Annotated in this window: 13 protein-coding genes; 7 read left to right on the forward strand and 6 right to left on the reverse strand. The window is 40.5% G+C overall.

All coding sequences use genetic code 11. The annotated features are described in order from the left end of the window. Positions 1–39 precede the first annotated feature (39 nt). The gene (locus tag NMK36_RS26770) at positions 40–3333 is read left to right on the forward strand and encodes an Ig-like domain-containing protein (RefSeq protein WP_254175030.1); all 3294 of its coding nucleotides are present in this window, start codon (positions 40–42) and stop codon (positions 3331–3333) included. Between the two features lie 138 nt (positions 3334–3471). Here NMK36_RS26770 and NMK36_RS26775 read toward each other — a convergent pair whose 3' ends face one another. Next, positions 3472–4113, reverse strand: coding sequence for a histidine phosphatase family protein (locus tag NMK36_RS26775; RefSeq protein ID WP_254175031.1), 642 nt, complete (start codon positions 4111–4113; stop codon positions 3472–3474). Between the two features lie 118 nt (positions 4114–4231). Continuing rightward, a complete protein-coding gene (locus tag NMK36_RS26780) occupies positions 4232–5734 on the reverse strand; it encodes a CHAT domain-containing protein (protein WP_254175032.1) in 1503 nt (500 codons plus the stop codon). 549 nt (positions 5735–6283) lie between these two features. Here NMK36_RS26780 and tatC point away from each other — a divergent pair. Beyond that, a complete protein-coding gene (gene tatC / locus NMK36_RS26785) occupies positions 6284–7084 on the forward strand; it encodes a twin-arginine translocase subunit TatC (RefSeq protein WP_254175233.1) in 801 nt (266 codons plus the stop codon). Between the two features lie 124 nt (positions 7085–7208). Here tatC and NMK36_RS26790 read toward each other — a convergent pair whose 3' ends face one another. Beyond that, positions 7209–8573: a hypothetical protein gene (locus NMK36_RS26790; RefSeq protein WP_072717708.1), complete on the reverse strand. Its 1365-nt coding sequence runs from the start codon at positions 8571–8573 to the stop codon at positions 7209–7211. A gap of 131 nt (positions 8574–8704) precedes the next feature. Between NMK36_RS26790 and NMK36_RS26795 the strand changes: the two genes are divergently transcribed. Beyond that, positions 8705–12004, forward strand: coding sequence for an adenylate/guanylate cyclase domain-containing protein (locus NMK36_RS26795; RefSeq protein WP_072717707.1), 3300 nt, complete (start codon positions 8705–8707; stop codon positions 12002–12004). Positions 12005–12013: 9 nt separating this feature from the next. Further along, positions 12014–12889, forward strand: a complete 876-nt coding sequence (locus NMK36_RS26800) for an NAD(P)-dependent oxidoreductase (RefSeq protein ID WP_254175033.1) — start codon at positions 12014–12016, stop codon at positions 12887–12889. 131 nt (positions 12890–13020) lie between these two features. Here the strand turns inward: NMK36_RS26800 and NMK36_RS26805 are convergent, their stop codons facing one another. Both NMK36_RS26805 and NMK36_RS26810 read right to left on the reverse strand, forming a co-directional pair. Further along, entirely contained in the window at positions 13021–13479 is a 459-nt protein-coding gene (locus NMK36_RS26805; RefSeq protein ID WP_254175034.1) for a hypothetical protein, read from the reverse strand. 11 nt (positions 13480–13490) lie between these two features. After that, on the reverse strand, positions 13491–13799 hold the full coding sequence (locus NMK36_RS26810) for a hypothetical protein (protein WP_072717703.1): 309 nt from the start codon (positions 13797–13799) through the stop codon (positions 13491–13493). Positions 13800–14009: 210 nt separating this feature from the next. Here NMK36_RS26810 and NMK36_RS26815 point away from each other — a divergent pair, with 210 nt between their 5' ends. Beyond that, complete coding sequence (locus NMK36_RS26815) at positions 14010–14330, forward strand: nucleotidyltransferase domain-containing protein (RefSeq protein WP_072717702.1); 321 nt, start codon at positions 14010–14012, stop codon at positions 14328–14330. Then, the gene (locus tag NMK36_RS26820; protein ID WP_254175035.1) at positions 14311–14697 is read left to right on the forward strand and encodes a HEPN domain-containing protein; all 387 of its coding nucleotides are present in this window, start codon (positions 14311–14313) and stop codon (positions 14695–14697) included. Before NMK36_RS26815 ends, NMK36_RS26820 begins: the two co-directional genes overlap by 20 nt. A 144-nt stretch (positions 14698–14841) precedes the next feature. On the opposite strand, the gene NMK36_RS26825 is transcribed toward NMK36_RS26820, so the two are convergent. Continuing rightward, entirely contained in the window at positions 14842–16095 is a 1254-nt protein-coding gene (locus tag NMK36_RS26825; RefSeq protein ID WP_254175036.1) for a glycoside hydrolase family 10 protein, read from the reverse strand. A 207-nt stretch (positions 16096–16302) separates the two neighbouring features. Here NMK36_RS26825 and NMK36_RS26830 point away from each other — a divergent pair, with 207 nt between their 5' ends. After that, positions 16303–17775 carry a calcium-binding protein gene (locus NMK36_RS26830; RefSeq protein ID WP_254175037.1) on the forward strand — a complete coding sequence of 491 codons (1473 nt, stop codon included), beginning with the start codon at positions 16303–16305 and terminating at the stop codon, positions 17773–17775. The last annotated feature ends 85 nt before the right edge of the window (positions 17776–17860 follow it).

The raw sequence follows: 17860 nt of genomic DNA on the forward strand, positions 1-17860 counted from the left end.
ATTGTATATCAGAGATAAAATTCATTAGTTATTATTAATGTGACTGAAAAAGCCTATGAATCCGTTACTTTTGGAGAAGCCGGCACAGGAGTGCTAGAGATTCCAAAAGTAGCGATAGAGGGCATTTGGAGATTTTCGGAGATGTCTATTGTTGATGGGGATAAACCTTATAAGATTATTACTGGAGCATCCACCAGTACCGACCCCCGATTTAACGGCATTGACTCCAACGATATTGCTGTTATCAATAGCGATAACGATGTCCTCCCCGTCGATAGCACCCCACCAGTGGTGGTCAGTTTAACACCAACGGATGATGCCACAGGAGTAGCGGTAGGGGATAACTTAATCATTAAATTCAGTGAAGCCATTCAAATCGGTAGTGGTAATATCGTCATCAAGAAACTCTCCGATAACTCCATCGTCGAAACCCTGAATGTCAAGTCCCCCAAAGTCAGCATCGGGACAAACAAAAAAGATAAAGTCGCCAGTCTACTCATTCTCAACCCCACCGCCGACTTAGCGCTGAGTACAGAATATTATGTAGAAATCGACCCCACAGCCATTCAAGACAAAGCCGGAAATCCCTATAGTGGCATTAGTGGTAATACAACCTGGAACTTCAAAACCGTTGATGCGCCACCAGCCATTCCCGGTGTCAACCTCTTCCTATCCCAAACCACAGGTAGCGAAGCCGGGACAACCAGTATTACCGTCACCGCCACCGCAGCAGCAGCCGTCATCGGCGACCAAACCCTAGACCTCACCTTAAGCGGAGATGCCAACCTAGCCGATTTTGTCAGCCCCGTCCCCAACAAAATCACCATCCCCAACGGCAGCAGCAGTGGACAAGTCACCTTCACCATTACCGACGACAAACTCGACGAAATCGACGAAACCGCGACTCTGACCCTGAGTAACCCCAGTGCGGGCATCGTCTTAGGGCCAGATATTACAGACAGTTTCACCATCATCGACAACGATACAGCCGGATTTCAAATCTTACCCATCAGTGGTAATAGTAGCGAAGCCGGAGGTCAAGGCAACTTTGGCATCCGCCTCACTTCTCAACCCACAGCCGATGTCACCCTGAGTTTCAGCAGTAGCAACACCGCCGAAGGGACAGTAGCCCCCACCACCGTCACCTTTACCCCCGCCAACTGGGATAGTTACCAAACGGTCACCGCCACCGGAGTAGACGATTTAGCCGCCGACGGAGATAAATCCTACAAAATTCTCAGTACCGTCACCAGTAGCGACAGCAACTATAACAGCATCAAACCCGCCGATGTGGATGTCATCAACACCGACAACGACATTCCCGGAGTCACGATTACCCAAACTGGAGGCAGCACTGATGTTACAGAAGCAGGTCAAGACGATACATATCAAATACAATTAAATACTCAACCCTTGGGGAATGTTGAAGTAACCGTCACCGCCGATGCCCAATCCCAAATCAGCTTAGATGGCGTTAACTTCGCTTCATCTCAAATCGTTAACTTCACTCCCGTCAATGGGATTATTCCCCAAACTATCACGATGCGGGCAATAGATGATGGCGTTGCTGAACACAATCACAGCAGTAGTATTACTCACGCCATTACTAACAGCACTGCCCCCAACTACCCCACCACCCGACCCATCGGCCCAGTCAATGCCCAGATCACCGATAATGATATTACTTACAATGTGATTGGCAGTACCACCCAAATCATAGAAGGGAATACAGGTAGCCAAGTCGTCAGTTTCACCATCAGTCGGGACGGTCATACCCAACAAGCCAGTAGCGTTGATTTCAGTTTGGGGGGAACAGCCAGCGTTGGTACAGATTACAATAACGTCAACGTTACGGGTAATGGAGTCAGCGTTAGTGGCAGTACGATTAATTTTGCTGCCGATGCCACTACAGCGACAATTGCGGTAGAAATCCTGGGTGATACCGTTGTTGAACCGGACGAAACCTTAGAACTGAATCTCATTAACGGGAATACTGCTGGGACAACAACAATTACGGGTTCTCCGGTGAGTCTGACCCTTCAAAACGATGATATAGCCATTACACCAACCCCAACCCCAACCCCGACAACCACACCAACCCCAACCCCAACCCCAACCCCGACACCGATACCCACACCCGTACCCACGCCTGCACCGACACTGCCACCTGTACCCACACCCACACCCCGACCTACAGAAACACCAACACCAACACCCACACCCTCGCCTACACCTGTACCCACACCAACCCCCACCCCAGTCGTTACTCCCGCACCGACACAAATTCCCACACCGGACTTGGAAGCCTTAGCCAATGCTTTGAAATCCTTGCCTGTTACCGTTTCACCCCAACCTACCCCAGAACCCACGGCTGTGTATGTGTTTGACCCCACCCAGTTATACCTGGGAATCAAAATCAACGCTAATGCCCTCACGCCTCCGGCGACCGCCAACCCGGTTAACGGTACAGGGAATACCGATAATTTGGCAGCTACTGACAATCAGGATGTGATTTCTTCCGGTGGTGGTAATGATCAAGCCTTGGGCTTTAAAGAAAATGACTTTATGACTCTCGAATCAGGAAATAACATTGCTTATGGCGGTCAGGGCAATGATACTGTCGTCAGTGGTGACGGCGATGATCTGATTTTTGGGGATTTAGGAGATGATCTGGTTCAAAGCGGAGACGGTAAAGATACAGTTTTCGGAGTTCAAGGCAATGATATTCTCCATGGCAATTCAGGAGATGACCTCCTCTTGGGCGGTGAAGACACAGATGTTTTAGAAGGGAATGAAGGGAATGATATCGTCTTCGGTGGCCAGGGCATGGATTTTGTCAATGGAAATGAAGGAGATGATGTCCTGTTTGGCAACCAAGGTATTGACATCGTTTCTGGCGGTACAGGCAATGATACCGTCTATGGGGGTCAAGAAACTGATCTCGTCGATGGAAATGAAGGAGATGATTGGCTTTGGGGTGATTTAGGAGATGATCTCCTCGATGGCGGTACTGGAGAAGACCAACTCCTTGGCGGTGAGGGCAATGACATCCTCGTTGGTGCTGAAGGTCTTGATACCCTGACTGGAGGCAATGGCAATGATGATTTTTATATTACGACTCAATTTGACCTGGAAACGATTACTGATTTCCAAGATGGGTCAGACCGAATTGTTTTCACCGGAGGATTGACCTTTGCTCAGTTACAAATTACGTCGGAAAATGGCAATACCATTCTGGCAGTAACGAGCACTCAACAACAAGTTGCTAAACTCTTGGGTGTCAATAGTGCTTTAATTACGGCGGAGGACTTTTCCGCTAATAATTCTCTCTAATCAAGTAGTCGGGGGAGTTAATTTTCTCCCCCTAAAATTTTGTTAGAGCGATCACCATACCCCTTAAAACCTGAATTCAGTATTTATTCGTAATTCGTAATTCGTAATTCGTAATTTCTTGTTCCCTGTTCCCTACTATTAATTAAACCGAATTACGGTTTCTGCTTCGGTAAGATGGGAAGTATCACCCTTGAGTTCTAGTATCCATTGATTTTGATTTTGAACCAATTTGAATAAACAACATAAGGCGGCTTTCATCTCGTTTTCTTTTAAACTCGGAATCAATCCCATGGCTGTTCCTAATACAGAAGCACCATGTCCAACGAATAATAAATCATCCTGGGGAAACGTTGTTACTAAACGTTTTGCTGTGTTGGCTGTTCGTTTTAAACACGCTTCCCAGGTTTCAGGATACTGAAAAACTCCGACAGGATAGGATAAATCAATTCTAGGGAATTTCTGAGCTAAAATTTCTGGGGGTAAGGTTTCAGGAAAACTCATCCAATCAGGATTTAACCATTCTCCTAATCCCCAATCTAACTTAATCGATAAATCTAACCGTTCAGCAACAGCATTCGCAGTTTGGACTGTTCTTAAAAACGGAGAAGCAATAATTTGAGTAATTCCTTCCCCGACTAAACGATTAGCTAATTGTTGCGCCTGAATTTCCCCATCCTCGGATAAATGGGGGTCATAACGTCGTTCTGCGGTATTAAACCAAGCGGGATTGACAAAATCAATCCGATTTCCATGTCGTGCTATCCAAATGGTTTGAGGCATAATTCCGCTTTATATAGTGCTACGCATTAAAGTGTTTAACAATTCTAAATCCTAAAACCCTTTCAATGCTTACTGTTCCCTGTTCCCTGTTCCCTGTTCCCTAGTATTTAATCTAACCCTACCAAGGACTGCCAATTAATGTAAATGCCGCCCAATAATAAGGATGGGAAAGGTTATCGATTCCGGGCTGTACAATTTCAGGGGGTAAAGATATTTCACCCCGTGACAAGAATAATTCTCCCTGTTGTAAACGCACATCCCCTTTTAACATCCGAATTTGAGTTTGTTGTAAAGCTTTAGCTTTGGTGGAGGAGGTTTTCAACTGTTGATAAAACTCACTCATTAAGGCTAAAGTTCCTGTGTCGCTAACATACCACAAACTTGCTAAAGCTGTTTTTACCCCCGACTGAAATGCTAATCCTGCAAATCCTAATTCTGCATCTTTATCCCCAACTGCCGTTTTACAAGCACTTAATACTAATAATTCAATCGGGGGATTCTTCCAATTAAATTGACCCATTTGATCTAATTTGAGTTGCTCATCCCAAAATTGAATATAGGAATTTCCGGGTTTTCCCGGCTTAAATTCTGCATGGGTCGCTAAATGAACAATTCTATAGGGACTGAAGCTTAATAGACGTTTTAAATGATCGACCGTAAACCCTTGATTAAGATAAGATTGTCCTTGCCATTGTCCTGAATTCTGCGGATTTTCAATCGGAAGACGGATGATACCATTCATCCCATCCGAGTTAACAATTGTAGCTAATTCAAAAGGAACCGCAGGTAAGGGATTTTGATTTTTAAATTCTGAGGCTCCCATGGCTAAAACCAAAGCATCTTTTAGAGGTTCATAATTTAGATTCATCAGATTAAAAGCCGGAATTCGAGTTAGAGCATATTTTTCAATTAAAAAACGCTCTCCATCATGTAAAACCCCTAAAGGAAGGGTTCGTAATCCCGCCCCCAAACAAAATAATAAGGTATCAATCTTTTCGGCTTCTAACTGCGCTTCAATGGGTTTAATAATGGCGTTATATAATTGTTGAGAAGGTTCAAGATAAGAACGACTTTGTAATTTGCGAGGATTAGTCAATTCTTGATATAAATTGATCACCCCAGTTCTCAACTGTTCTGGTTTAATATTCGATTGAATTTGACCCAAGGGTTCTTTTCCGGGGGTAATCAAAACTAACACTAATCCTTCAGGTTCAGGAACGACCCAAAGCACAGCCGGTTTTGTTCTCGTTTTTTGGCTGATTTGAGCTAAAATTTGGGCAATATCAGGAGCCGTGAGTTTGCTATCGGTTAAATTTTGACTAAAATAGCTTTCATAGTCCGATTCCCATTCCTTCTCGACCTGGTTAACCTCCGTCTTCCAATTGACACGACTGGCTATTAATTGACCCGATGTAGGGGCGAGTTCTGCTCGATTGAGGCGACCCACAGACAACCCTGCTAAACCTGTCCCAGAGGTCGATAATTCCATCACGACTAAACCCAATAGGACAAGAGGAAGGGCTCGCCACATCCGTTTGTAAACCCGGTTTCTCGTCCACAAATAACCCAGATGCTTTAAAATGTCTAAAAATAGAAGACGATAACGTTGTATTCTTTTCATAAGATTGAAATGGAAAATTGAAGGGGAAGGGATTAAAATCAATCCTCTTCCTCGTCTGAGTTTCAGCCTAGTGGTTGTTCAATCTAATCTAACGTCTAAATTCTCAAGTAGAATCAACGTTGCTAAAAATTTATATAAGTTCTCCAATCTCCCCTTCTCTTGAGAGTGGGGAGTCTTAAACTTTAGTCTAAACGCTCACTGATCATTATGACGCCTTCCTCGAATTTTGAGACACCGGAATCCAACTCAAATCAACCCTTGTTATCTCAAACCGATGAAAATATTAATCCTGTTTCATCTTTTGAGGAGGAGCAGAACACAATTGTTGAGGAAACTTCCCAGGAGGTTAAGATTTCTGAGGAAGAACTATCGGACTTAGAACCCATCTTAGATGAACCTGTTGTTTTATCGGTAGAAACGGTACAAACGAATTCAACAACAGCAGAAGAAAATACACTGGCTTTCAATGAATCCGTTGATGTTCCGCAACAAGATTTATCGCAGATAGAATATTATAATCCTCAAAAAATCAAGCAAAATCAAACAACAATTGTTGGGTCTGTAGCTAATCAAGATGAAGATTTAGAAGAAGAAAAAGAATTTTTAGATGAAATTCCCGATGAAGTGGAAATGTCCTTATTTGACCATTTGGAAGAATTAAGACAACGGATTTTCTATTCATTAATTGCGGTATTTATTGCGATTATTGGTTGTTTTACGGTTGTTAATCCGATTGTACAATTGTTACAACGTCCTGCATCGGGGATTAAATTTGTCCAATTAGCTCCGGGAGAATATTTCTTTGTTTCTTTAAAGGTAGCGGGTTACAGTGGATTAGTTGTGGCAACTCCGTTTATTTTATATCAAATTACAATGTTTGTTTTACCCGGATTAACTCGCAAAGAACGCCGTTTATTAGTCCCAGCTTTATTAGGTTCTAGTGTATTATTTCTATTAGGTTTAAGCTTTGCTTATGTAGCCTTAATTCCGGCTGCATTGAACTTTTTTATTAATTATGGGGCTGATGTTGTTGAACAATTCTTTTCCATTGAAAAATACTTTGAATTTGTTTTAGTTTTATTATTCTGTACCGGAATAGCATTTCAAATTCCTGTGATTCAAGCTATATTAGGAGCCTTAAAAATTGTATCTTCCGAACAAATGTTATCCGGTTGGCGATACGTTATCTTAGGCGGAGCCGTATTAGGTGCAGTATTAACACCGTCCACCGACCCTTTAACCCAAAGTTTATTAGCAGGGGCTGTTTTAGGTCTTTATTTTGGCGGAATTTGGATTGTTAAACTGATTGAAAATACATCAGAATCTTATTCAAAATCAATCGGTCAGTAGGCAATCCTTCATCAATTAACCATCAGAAAATCGTGTTACGCTTTATATCTCTAGGTAAAGGCTAAAACCCAACAAGGAAGTTTATGATCTTCCCTGTTCCCTGTTCCCTGTTCCCTGTTCCCTCTTATAACGATTGACACAAAGCAGCTTTGCGAGAGTCAAACAACTGAACAATTCCATCTGTTACAGCTTTTTTAACATGATCATCACAACCCGCTAAAAATTCTTCATGGGTAATTTTATTTTGAAAAAATTCTTGGGCGCGGTTGCGTTGATGGATAATTTCATCAAACCCTAAACATTTGACCATATAAGTTGCTAATGGAGAATTTTTAATATCATAGGATGAACTTTGGGTTCGTCCTTCTTCTAACAATGTTAAAACTTGTTGTTCTAATTCCGTTTTGGGTGGGTGAGGATTGACATTAGGGGGTAAAAAATCCACTAAAGAAACGGCTGAAAATCCTTCAGTCGGCATTTCACCCATTAATGTTGAAACCGGAATCACTCGCCCAAATCGTAAAGATAACGCTTCTAAAAAGGCAATAGTAAATAACTTACTGGCTAAATACAATCGCCCCACCTCAATATTTTTTCTAGCCCTGGCTACTAAAGCGTTATAACTCAACTCATCAGGATAACCTTGAAATTGATGAAAAATGATTTCAGGTTTAATAAAATTCATAAACCCTTCCATTTTTTGCAAAGCTGTCCGATATTGATTAATCGTGTAAGAACTGGAATTTTTGAGATAGTGATTGGTCTCCGGTAGCAAATTCCAAGTATTATCTAAAAATCGGGCTGCACTTTCATGGGCAAAACTTCCCACATCTCGATTAGAAAGTCTAACAGAACGTTTAACAGTTTCAATTAAATCTTCATCCGTTAATTTTAAATTAAAGGTTTTACAAACGTCCTTTAAACGTTGATATAAAACATCACTATTGCTTCCTAATTCTGTTTTTGGGCGAAAAGGAATTGTTGCTTCAATACAAGCCACCACTTGCACCAACAACTCTAAAGGTAACAACGGTTCTAATACTTTGGTAGCCACTAATCCGCTCAAAAATTCATTTTGCCCACTCATGGGAGACAAAGTTTGACTGGGAGCAAAATCAAAGATTTGTCTCACCATTTCAAAACTTTGATCAGGCGGTAAATCTTCAGCATCCCGAATCAGTAAATGTTCTCCAACTTGGCGAATAAACGGAGCAATATAATAGGTTAAATTAAAATTAACACTTTGATCCACCTGTACATAGACAACATCATGAAACAGGGCGGCTAAAACTTCAATCGGATCTTCCTCTCCCCCCACCTCAAAAATATGATTGGGGGTGTGAAAATAGCGCCAAGGCCCGGTCATCGTTTGTACAATCAGTTCTGCTATTTTAGGCAGTTCTGTCTCGTCACAATCAATTTCAAGCTTCTGCATCGCCCAGATCAGCTTTTCTAAGCATTGTTTGTTGTAGTCCGGTTCAAAACCCATATTTACCAATACACCTTATATACTGAACTTAAATTATTGATATCTTATTATGCCTTTAGTTTTAATCAGAGCAGACCTATAACCCCCTAAGTTGAGATCAAAACCGAGTATAAGCTCCTCAGAGGTTGAAAATGAGCGAAATTCCAATTATTGCTACAAATTATGAAACAACAATGAATAAGGTTTGCCCTAGTTGTGGATTCAACAATTCTCAGCGAGCGAAATTCTGTATTGAATGTGGCACTTTGCTCACAAACTCGGAATCGGTCAATAAACCCGAAATCTTATATCCTGAATCCAACAATAGCAAACCGTCGCCATTTCAGGAAGGAGGGTTTACACCCTTAATCATCAAACCGGAGGCACAGGTCAGGGAAAGATCCTCTGTTATGTTTACACGACCCGCAGAACGCCGTTTACTCACGGTGATGTTTTGTGATTTAGTCGGGTCAACGGCCTTATCTGAACAACTTGATCCCGAAGAACTCCGAGAACTAATTCAAACCTATCAGGAAACCTGCGCCCAGGTGGTGATGCAGTTTGAAGGTTATATTGCCCAATATTTAGGCGATGGGATTTTAATCTATTTTGGCTATCCTATCGCCCATGAAGATGATGCTCAACGGGCGGTAAGGGCTGCATTGGGCATTATTGAAGCGATGGCAAGTCTCAAAACCCGTTGTGTTCAAAATCGTTGTTTGAAGTTAGCCGTGCGTTTGGGGCTGCATACGGGGTTAGTGGTGGTGGGGGAAGTGGGGGCGGGAAATAAACGGGAACAGTTGGCTATTGGTCAAACTCCGAATTTAGCGGCTCGTTTACAAGGTCTGGCCCAACCCAATATGGCTGTATTAAGCCAGAAAACCTATCAACTGGTGCAGGATATTTTTGAGTTTCACCCCCTGGGTCTACATTCGCTGAAGGGGATTTCTCAAGCAACGCAAGTGTATCAAGTGCTGCGGGAAACGAACCATTGCCAACGCGCTAAAATTGCAGAAACCCGTGAAACTCCCCACATTGGTCGTCAACAGGAACTCGAACAGTTAAAAGCGATTTGGGAAACGGTGAAAGTGGGACAGGGACAGGTAGTATTAGTCACGGGAGAAGCGGGAATGGGGAAGTCCCGACTCATACAAGCCTTTAAACAATATCTTTCTCCAGAAAATTATCGCTTACGAGAGTTATATTGTTCTCCCTATTATCAACATACGCCCTTCCATCCGATTGTGGAAATGTTGCGCGAAAGAGTTCTAAATTTATGGCAAAATGATGGTTCTGATGAAAAACTAAAAAAACTTGAACAGTATTTAACTGAAAATCAACTTCCTCTCGCTGAAACTGTACCTCTATTTGCCCAATTGTTAGAGATTCCTTTAACTGAACAATATACCCCTTTAAATTTATCGCCCCAAGCCCAAAAACAGAAAATTATAGAAGCAATGTTAGCCATGATTCGTCGTTTGGCGAGTCAACAACCCGTTTTAGTGATTGTTGAAGATTTACATTGGATTGATCCTTCTAGTTTAGAGGTACTAAATCGATTAATTGAAGCGGGAGCAAATCTGCCGATTTTGCGATTATGTATTTCTCGCCCAGGGTTTGAAATTAAATACTTAAACTTTTCCCAAGTTACGGAAATTAACTTAGATTATTTATCTTTGGAACAAATCACAGCAATTATTAATGGGATTACTGGAGGAAAACCGCTACCTGATCTTGTAATGAAATTAATTATAGAAAAAAGTGATGGTATTCCTTTATTTGTGGAAGAACTGACAAAAATGGTTTTAGATTCAGGATGGTTAGAAGATCTGGAAGACCGTTATCAGTTAGTTGGGTCAGTTCCCCGTTTAACGATTCCTGATACCTTAAAAGGTTTATTAATGGAACGCTTAGACCGCTTAGAACACGCGAGGGAAGTGGCACAATTAGGAGCAACCATTGGTCGAGAGTTTAGCTATGAATTATTACAGATGATTGCTATTCATGAATTAACAGAACTAGGATTAGATGAAAATAAAATTATTCAGGGTTTACAGCAGTTAGTTGAAAGAAACTTGCTGAACATCAAAGGGGAAATCCCGATTTCATCCTATAGCTTTAAAACCGTTTTAATTCAAGATGCCGCTTATGATTCGTTACTCAAAAGTACCCGACAACGCTATCATCGTCAAATCGCTCAAGCTTTAGAATCAAAATTTCCAGAATTCGCAAAACAGAAACCTGAATTATTAGCTTATCATTATACTAAAGCGGGATTATTGGAAAACGCAGTTAACTATTGGCAAAAATCGGGAGATAAAGCCTTTCAAGCTTCCGCTAATGAAGAAGCGATCGCTCATTTTAATAAAGGGCTATTCTTATTAAAGGATCTACCGGAAACTCCTCAAACCTTAGAACAAGAATTACAGTTAAAAACAACATTAGGAAAAGCCTTAATTGCGACAAAAGGATATGCTGCTTCTGAAGTTGAGACAGTTTATAAACGCAGTGAGGAGTTATGTCTAAAAATTGGAGATACTCCTCAAATTTTCTTGGTTTTATGGGGATTATATAGTTATCATATCGCCAGAGCAGAATATCAAATTGCCCTTGAATTTGCCCATCGTTTAATGAGTGTAGCTCAACAGCAACAGAATCCAATCTTGGAAATGGAAGCCTATTTTACGTTAGGATTATGTCATTTCTATTTAGGGGATTTAATCATCGCTCAAACCCATTGGGAAAAAGGGCTATCCTTATATCAAATTAATCCGAATAACTGTTATATTTGTTTAACCGGACAGGATGTAGGAATTGGTTTTTTAAGCTTTCTATCTTGGAGTTCTTGGTTATTAGGAAATACTGAACAAGCGTTACACTATAGTCAACAATCCTTAATTTTAGCGAATGAGCGATCGCATCCCTATAGTTTAGGAATGGCTTTGAGTCTAGCTGCCATGTTTTATCAATATTGTCAGCAACCCGAACTTGTTCAAAAATATGCAGAAGCAGCGATCGCTCTTTCTCAAGAACAAAGCTTTGAATTTTGGCTCGTTCATGGTAAAATATTAAAAGGTTGGGTATTAGTAGAACAGGGTTATTTTGAAGCCGGAATCACTCAATTACAGGAGGGAATTACTGCCCATACTAAAATCGGAGGTCAGATTTCCCAGACCTATTTCCTCGGATTAATGGCACAAGCTTATAGTAAAGGAGGAGACTATAATTCTGCCCTCAATATTCTAACAAAAGCCTTAACTAAGGTTGATCAGAATCAAGAACATTTTTGGGAAGCAGAACTCTATCGTTTACGGGGAGAACTAAATTTAAAGATCACTCAAAATTTACAAGTCGCAGAACTAGATTTTCAAAAAGCGATTAGTATTGCTCAAAAACAACAGGCTAAAGCATTAGAATTAAGAGCTAAACAGGATTACGAATTACACTCATAAAATAGGAAAATGAAAACAGCATTTTTAGGTTTAGGGGTGATGGGTGGCTATATGAGTGCCAACCTCGCTGCATCAGGATATTCTGTTAACGCTTGGAATCGAACGAGCGATCGCCCTGGTGTTACAATAGCATTAGACGCAGGAGCTAATGTTGTTGATTCTATTCAAGAAGCCGTTACAGATGTTGATATTATTTGTACCTGTGTTAGCGATATTCCCGACGTTGAAGCCGTTATATTAGGCGAAAATGGCGTGATTGATTTTGCGAAACCAGGGGCAATTATTATTGATTTTAGCACCATTGGTTCAGAAGCAGCCCGCCACATTTCTCAACAGCTTGAACCTGCTCAAATTCAATTTCTAGATGCTCCCGTTTCTGGCGGTGATATTGGAGCAAAAAACGGCACATTAACCATTATGGTCGGTGGAGATCAAACAATATTTGAAACCTCTAAACCGATATTAGAAACAATGGGCAAAAATATTCGGTATTGTGGAAATGTTGGCAGTGGTCAAGCCGTTAAACTCTGTAATCAAATTCTCTGTTCTTTAAATATGGTTGGCATTTGTGAAGCCATGTTATTAGCTGAAAAACAAGGCATTGATCCCAATTTAGTCGTTGAAATTTGTAGCACCGGAGCCGCCGGATCTTGGGCGTTATCGAATTTAGGCTTAAAAGTTGCTCACGGGGATTTTGAACCTGGTTTTATGATTAAACACATCTTAAAAGACCTCAGAATTATTCAAGAAATGGTCAATTCAGATCTTCCATTACCCGGTACAGAATTAGCCGATAAATTATTTAAAATGGTTAAAGAATTAGACAAAGGATTAGGCGGAAATCAAGGAACACAAGCGATGATTCGAGCTTATAATCGCTCTTAGAAACCGGGTTTTTAAACAAAACTATTAGGAAAAACCCAAACTTTCAGAAAAAACCCGGTTTCTGGACACCCGTGTACACAAAACACTCATCAGAACATACCCTATCTTCAACAGAACACGCCCCTGCATTTTCAACTAGAAAAATTAGCCATTTCTAAGGATTGATCAAAGTCAGTTAACTTATAGTCTGGAGATAAAGCTTCTGCATCTATTAGTTCTTTGACTTTATCAAAAATCAAAACTTCTTCTTGTTGTTGATCAGTTAATTTATCATAAAAATAAGGATCGGAGAACCATTGCTCAAAGGCAACTTCTAACAACCCATTTGGGTCAATTTTCAACCTCCAGTAGAGGGACATTCTGTTATCAACGACTTCAAATAACGGCGCAGGACTTCGCATCGGATAATATATATAGTTATCCTCGCAGATATAGTACCAAACCAGTCCTTGCTTGATATAGAAGGCGTAAACAGTATAGTCTTTGCCAACTGTTAGGGGAAATTCCATTTCTTTTTTGTAACCTCGTCTGGGATCGAGGTAACTTTCAGGAAGATATGATCCAGTATTAGCAATACAACGAATTTTCATAATTAGAATCTCTACAAATTTTTAGGGGCTGTTTTGGGATATTGACGTTTGAACTTAAATTCAACATCTTGACGAGTTTGACTGTTACGAAACCAGTGAACTTGTACAGATGCTCCATTAATTTCAAAGGCTTGATTACTGGTCATTTTATCCCAATCTTCAGGATTACCGCCATAAATAGCAACCAGTCTGGGTGCATCTCCAAGTAGTTTATCTACACCAACTTGAATGGGTCTGAAATTACCACCTTGAGCGTCTTGTAGTAGGAGTTGCTCTCGTAAGTTGCTAGGAATTTCATCGGGAATTGCACCTGTGGTCACGATAAGTTTAGTTTAGGAAAAGGCAAGACATATCAATCATAGAGTGTACAAGCAGAGAAACTGGGTTTTTGAAGAAAACTATTAGGAAAAACCCAAACTTTCAGAAAAAACCCGGTTTCTGGGAATAAATGTATGTTATTATGTTATAATATTTACCATTATTTAATGAATTCAAAAATATTTGATCAATAAGGATTATGGTTGATAAAAATGATCGAAAACTCTAAAATTATAGAACTCAGCCAAGCTATTGCCCATGAATTTGATCCAAATAAAATCATTTTATTTGGCTCCTATGCCTATGGAAACCCTCAAGATGATTCTGATGTGGATTTATTAGTAATTTTGCCTTATGAAGGGAATAGTTTTCGGAAAAGTTGGGAAATTTTAAATAAAATTAAGCCAAATTTTTCTATAGATTTGTTAGTTAGGACTCCTGTAGAGATTAAGCAAAGACTGGCTTGGAATGATTTTTTTATTCGAGAAATTATCGAAAAAGGAAAGGTGATTTATGAATCCCCTAACCATTGAATGGGTTGATAAAGCAGAGGGGGATTTTACTACAGCTTTAAGGGAATTACGAGCGCGGAAATCTCCTAACTATGATGCTGCCTGTTTTCATGCTCAACAGTGTGTTGAGAAATATCTGAAAGCCCGTTTACAAGAAGCAGGTATTATTTTTACAAAAACCCATAATTTGACTGTTTTATTAGATTTACTTTTACCTGTAGAACCGGGTTATGATAGTTTTCGTCTCAAACTTTTAGCTTTAACTTTGTTTGCAGTTGCTTATCGTGATCCGGGTGCTTCTGCTGATAAAGATACAGCGCGTGAAGCTTTAGATTTTTGTAAGGAAATTCGGCAAGAAGTTCGGTTAAGTTTGGGTTTAAATCCTTAAAACAGCGCTCTCAATTAGAAACCGGGTTTTTCCTGAAGCTTCGAGTGTTTTCCCATAGTTTTATTCAAAAACCCGGTTTCTGGGGGTGATCGCAAAAGGTCAAAAGTACCCCAGACATTATACTGATCGCAGAATTAGGAGATGTTAGGAACTTAATCCAACCTTCGGACGGTTAACAGCATTGGGAAATAATTGATAAAGTTGAGTTTGACGATCTTGTTGCGATTCTTCTGACCAATTCCATAAACTTTCATAGAAAAAGAAGGACACCCCCGCAAAGTTTCGGCGACGAATTTCGGTGATTTGTTGTTTGATGATTTCCATTGAAGTTGAACGATTTTTTAATCCGCTTAAAATTCCAATTGCAACGGGAATATGATCTTTTGCTAAGATCACTTCTGAACGCTCTAACTCAGTGATAAATCGATTCAAATCAGAACGATAAATTTGTAAAACTAATTCTTCTATCCATCCTTTTCGTTCCCAGGTAAACCAATCTTGTAAATAGGCAGGTAAGGCAAAATGTAAAGGATTAGGCGATAAGGAAACAATACAATTGGGGTTAATAGATTTAATGGTTTCAAAGGTTCTTTTCATCAATTGATTAATTTTATCAGCCCGCCATCGTACCCAATAGGTTTCATAGAAATCGGGTGAAGGGGATTGTCCGTTATGTTCCTGTTGATATAATTTAATGGTATAATCATCATAGCCAAATTCCGCAGGTAAGCCAAAATGATCATCAAATTGAATCCCATCAATCTTATAATTTTTAACAATTTCTGTGATCAGTTGTAGAATAAAATTTTGAACGTCTGGGTGAAAAGGATTTAACCAAACTCGTTCCTCAACACCTTCTTTTTTAATGGTACTACCATCTTTTCGCTGGGTGATCCAATCTGGATGTTTTTTTACTAATTCAGAATTTGCAGAGGTCATCAACCCAAATTCAAACCAAGGAATCACGGTGAAACCTTGTTGATGTCCTTGAGTTACAATTTCCTGCAACATATCTCTGTTTTTTAATCCAGGATTCGGATCAATAGAAACTCCGAATTCTCGTTGAGTTACCGCACTTGGATACAGGGTATAACCGCCTTGCCAAACCGTTGGATATAGGGTATTAAAATTGATAGATTTTAACCGTTTTAATCCAGAGGTTAACGCTTTAGGAGAATATAAAATATCGCTATCGACATTCGTTAACCAAACGCCTCTAATTTCTGAGGACGGAGGTAAACTCTGACCCCAAGAAGGTTGAAAATTAATTAGTAATAAAATAGCGATCGCCAAACTCAAAAAAAGATAAACACTATTTATTGTTAAATTAAAAAAAGATAAGATGAAGTATTTTTTAATGTTAAAATGTAAGTAGAAATTGTTAAAGTTTAACTTCATGAAATTGAGTAAAATTAAGGTAGAATATTTTCCGTATCAACCTACTATTTAAACGATTGAGTTGAGATCATTAGATATAATTTACATTAAAAGTCTCAGATTCAGGGAGGGAGAGGAATTGAAAATTTAGAAAAAAATTTACAACGGGTTAAGGTTATACGATATAAATGATCCAGTTAATCTTAACTGACAACTGAGGTCAATTTTATGAACGAATTCCAAGCCCACCGGATTCGAGAAAATAATAGCACAAATATTGTATTTAACCTGTTTAACACTAATCCTTCCTTTAATAATCAACCTGAAATTGCTATTACATTCAACCCTGACCCACAAATTCTCTCTTCCCTTCCCCAAGGTAGGGAGGCTGAAACGACTACTACCAAAGCCTCTCTATTGTCTACTCAGTTTCTTCCCAGGGGGTTAGAGACAATTGTTGAACCTCCTACTCCCGTCATTCCTCAACCTCAGCCTCCTGTCACTCCTCCCATCCCGACCCTTCCTCCATCTCCTTCCCCCACACCAACAACTCCCACACCAACCACTCCCACCCCAACCACTCCCACCCCAACCACTCCCACCCCAACCACTCCCCCAACCCCGACAACATCCCCCACGCCAACAACTTCCCCAACCCCGACAACGCCAACCCCAACTACTCCCCCCACCCCTACCCCAATAACAGCACCTCTGGTTCAAGGAAGTGAGGGGAATGATGATCTATTAGGAACTGAGAGACAAGATTTGGTCGCAGGTTTAGGGGGGGATGACACTATTGTAGGATTTGCTGGGGATGACTCCCTCAATGGCAATAGTGGCAATGATATTCTCTATGGCGGTCAAAATAACGATACCCTGGTTGGACAAGGGGGGAATGACCTGCTACAAGGAAATAAAGGCGATGATTTAATTAACGCAGGTGCTGATAACGATACCCTTTATGGGGGGATTAATAATGACAGCCTCTTGGGTGAGGATGGTCGAGATCTGATTTTTGGCGATAAAGGTGATGATAGTATTGATGGGGGACTTCGCAGCGATACCCTCTATGGCGGACAAGATAACGACACCATAGCGGCGGGAGATGATGATGATATTGCCTATGGGGGTCAGGGTCAAGACTCCCTTGAAGGAGGTAAGGGCAAAGATTTGCTCCAGGGAGATAAGCAAAATGATATTGTCAATGGAGCTAAAGGAAATGATTGTCTTTATGGGGGTCAAGGGGATGATACCCTAATTGGGGGAAGCGAGAATGACTTCCTCAGTGGAGATAAAGACAATGATATTTTGATTGGAGTTGACCCCAGTTCTCAACCTGCTGGATTTGTTGAAATTGATACCTTGAGTGGGGGAATTGGGAATGATACCTTTGTTTTAGGGGATGGAACTCAAACCTATTATGTCAATGGTGGAGGTAGTGAAATTGGGTTTGTGGATTATGCACTGATCCTTAATTTTAATCCCCAGGAAGATGTATTACTATTAGGCCCTGGTAATTATTTAGCCGCAGGTTCCCCTGACAATTTACCCCAAGGAACGGCTATCTATTTGTTAACTGGAGAACAAACAGAATTGATTGCAATTCTTGATGGTGTCACTGATTTTAAATTTGATGCAAATATTGGTCAGCCGGGTAGTCCCATTCAATTTGCAGGGGGAAATACACAAACAACACCATAAGTTACTGTCCTCAAAACTTAGGGTTGACTGTTGACTGTTATAGCAACCGAATCCATATTCACAGTATGAGGGCGACTGCATAACT

The organism is Planktothrix pseudagardhii (assembly GCF_904830925.1).
In the GTDB taxonomy this organism is placed as follows: Bacteria; Cyanobacteriota; Cyanobacteriia; order Cyanobacteriales; family Microcoleaceae; genus Planktothrix; species Planktothrix tepida.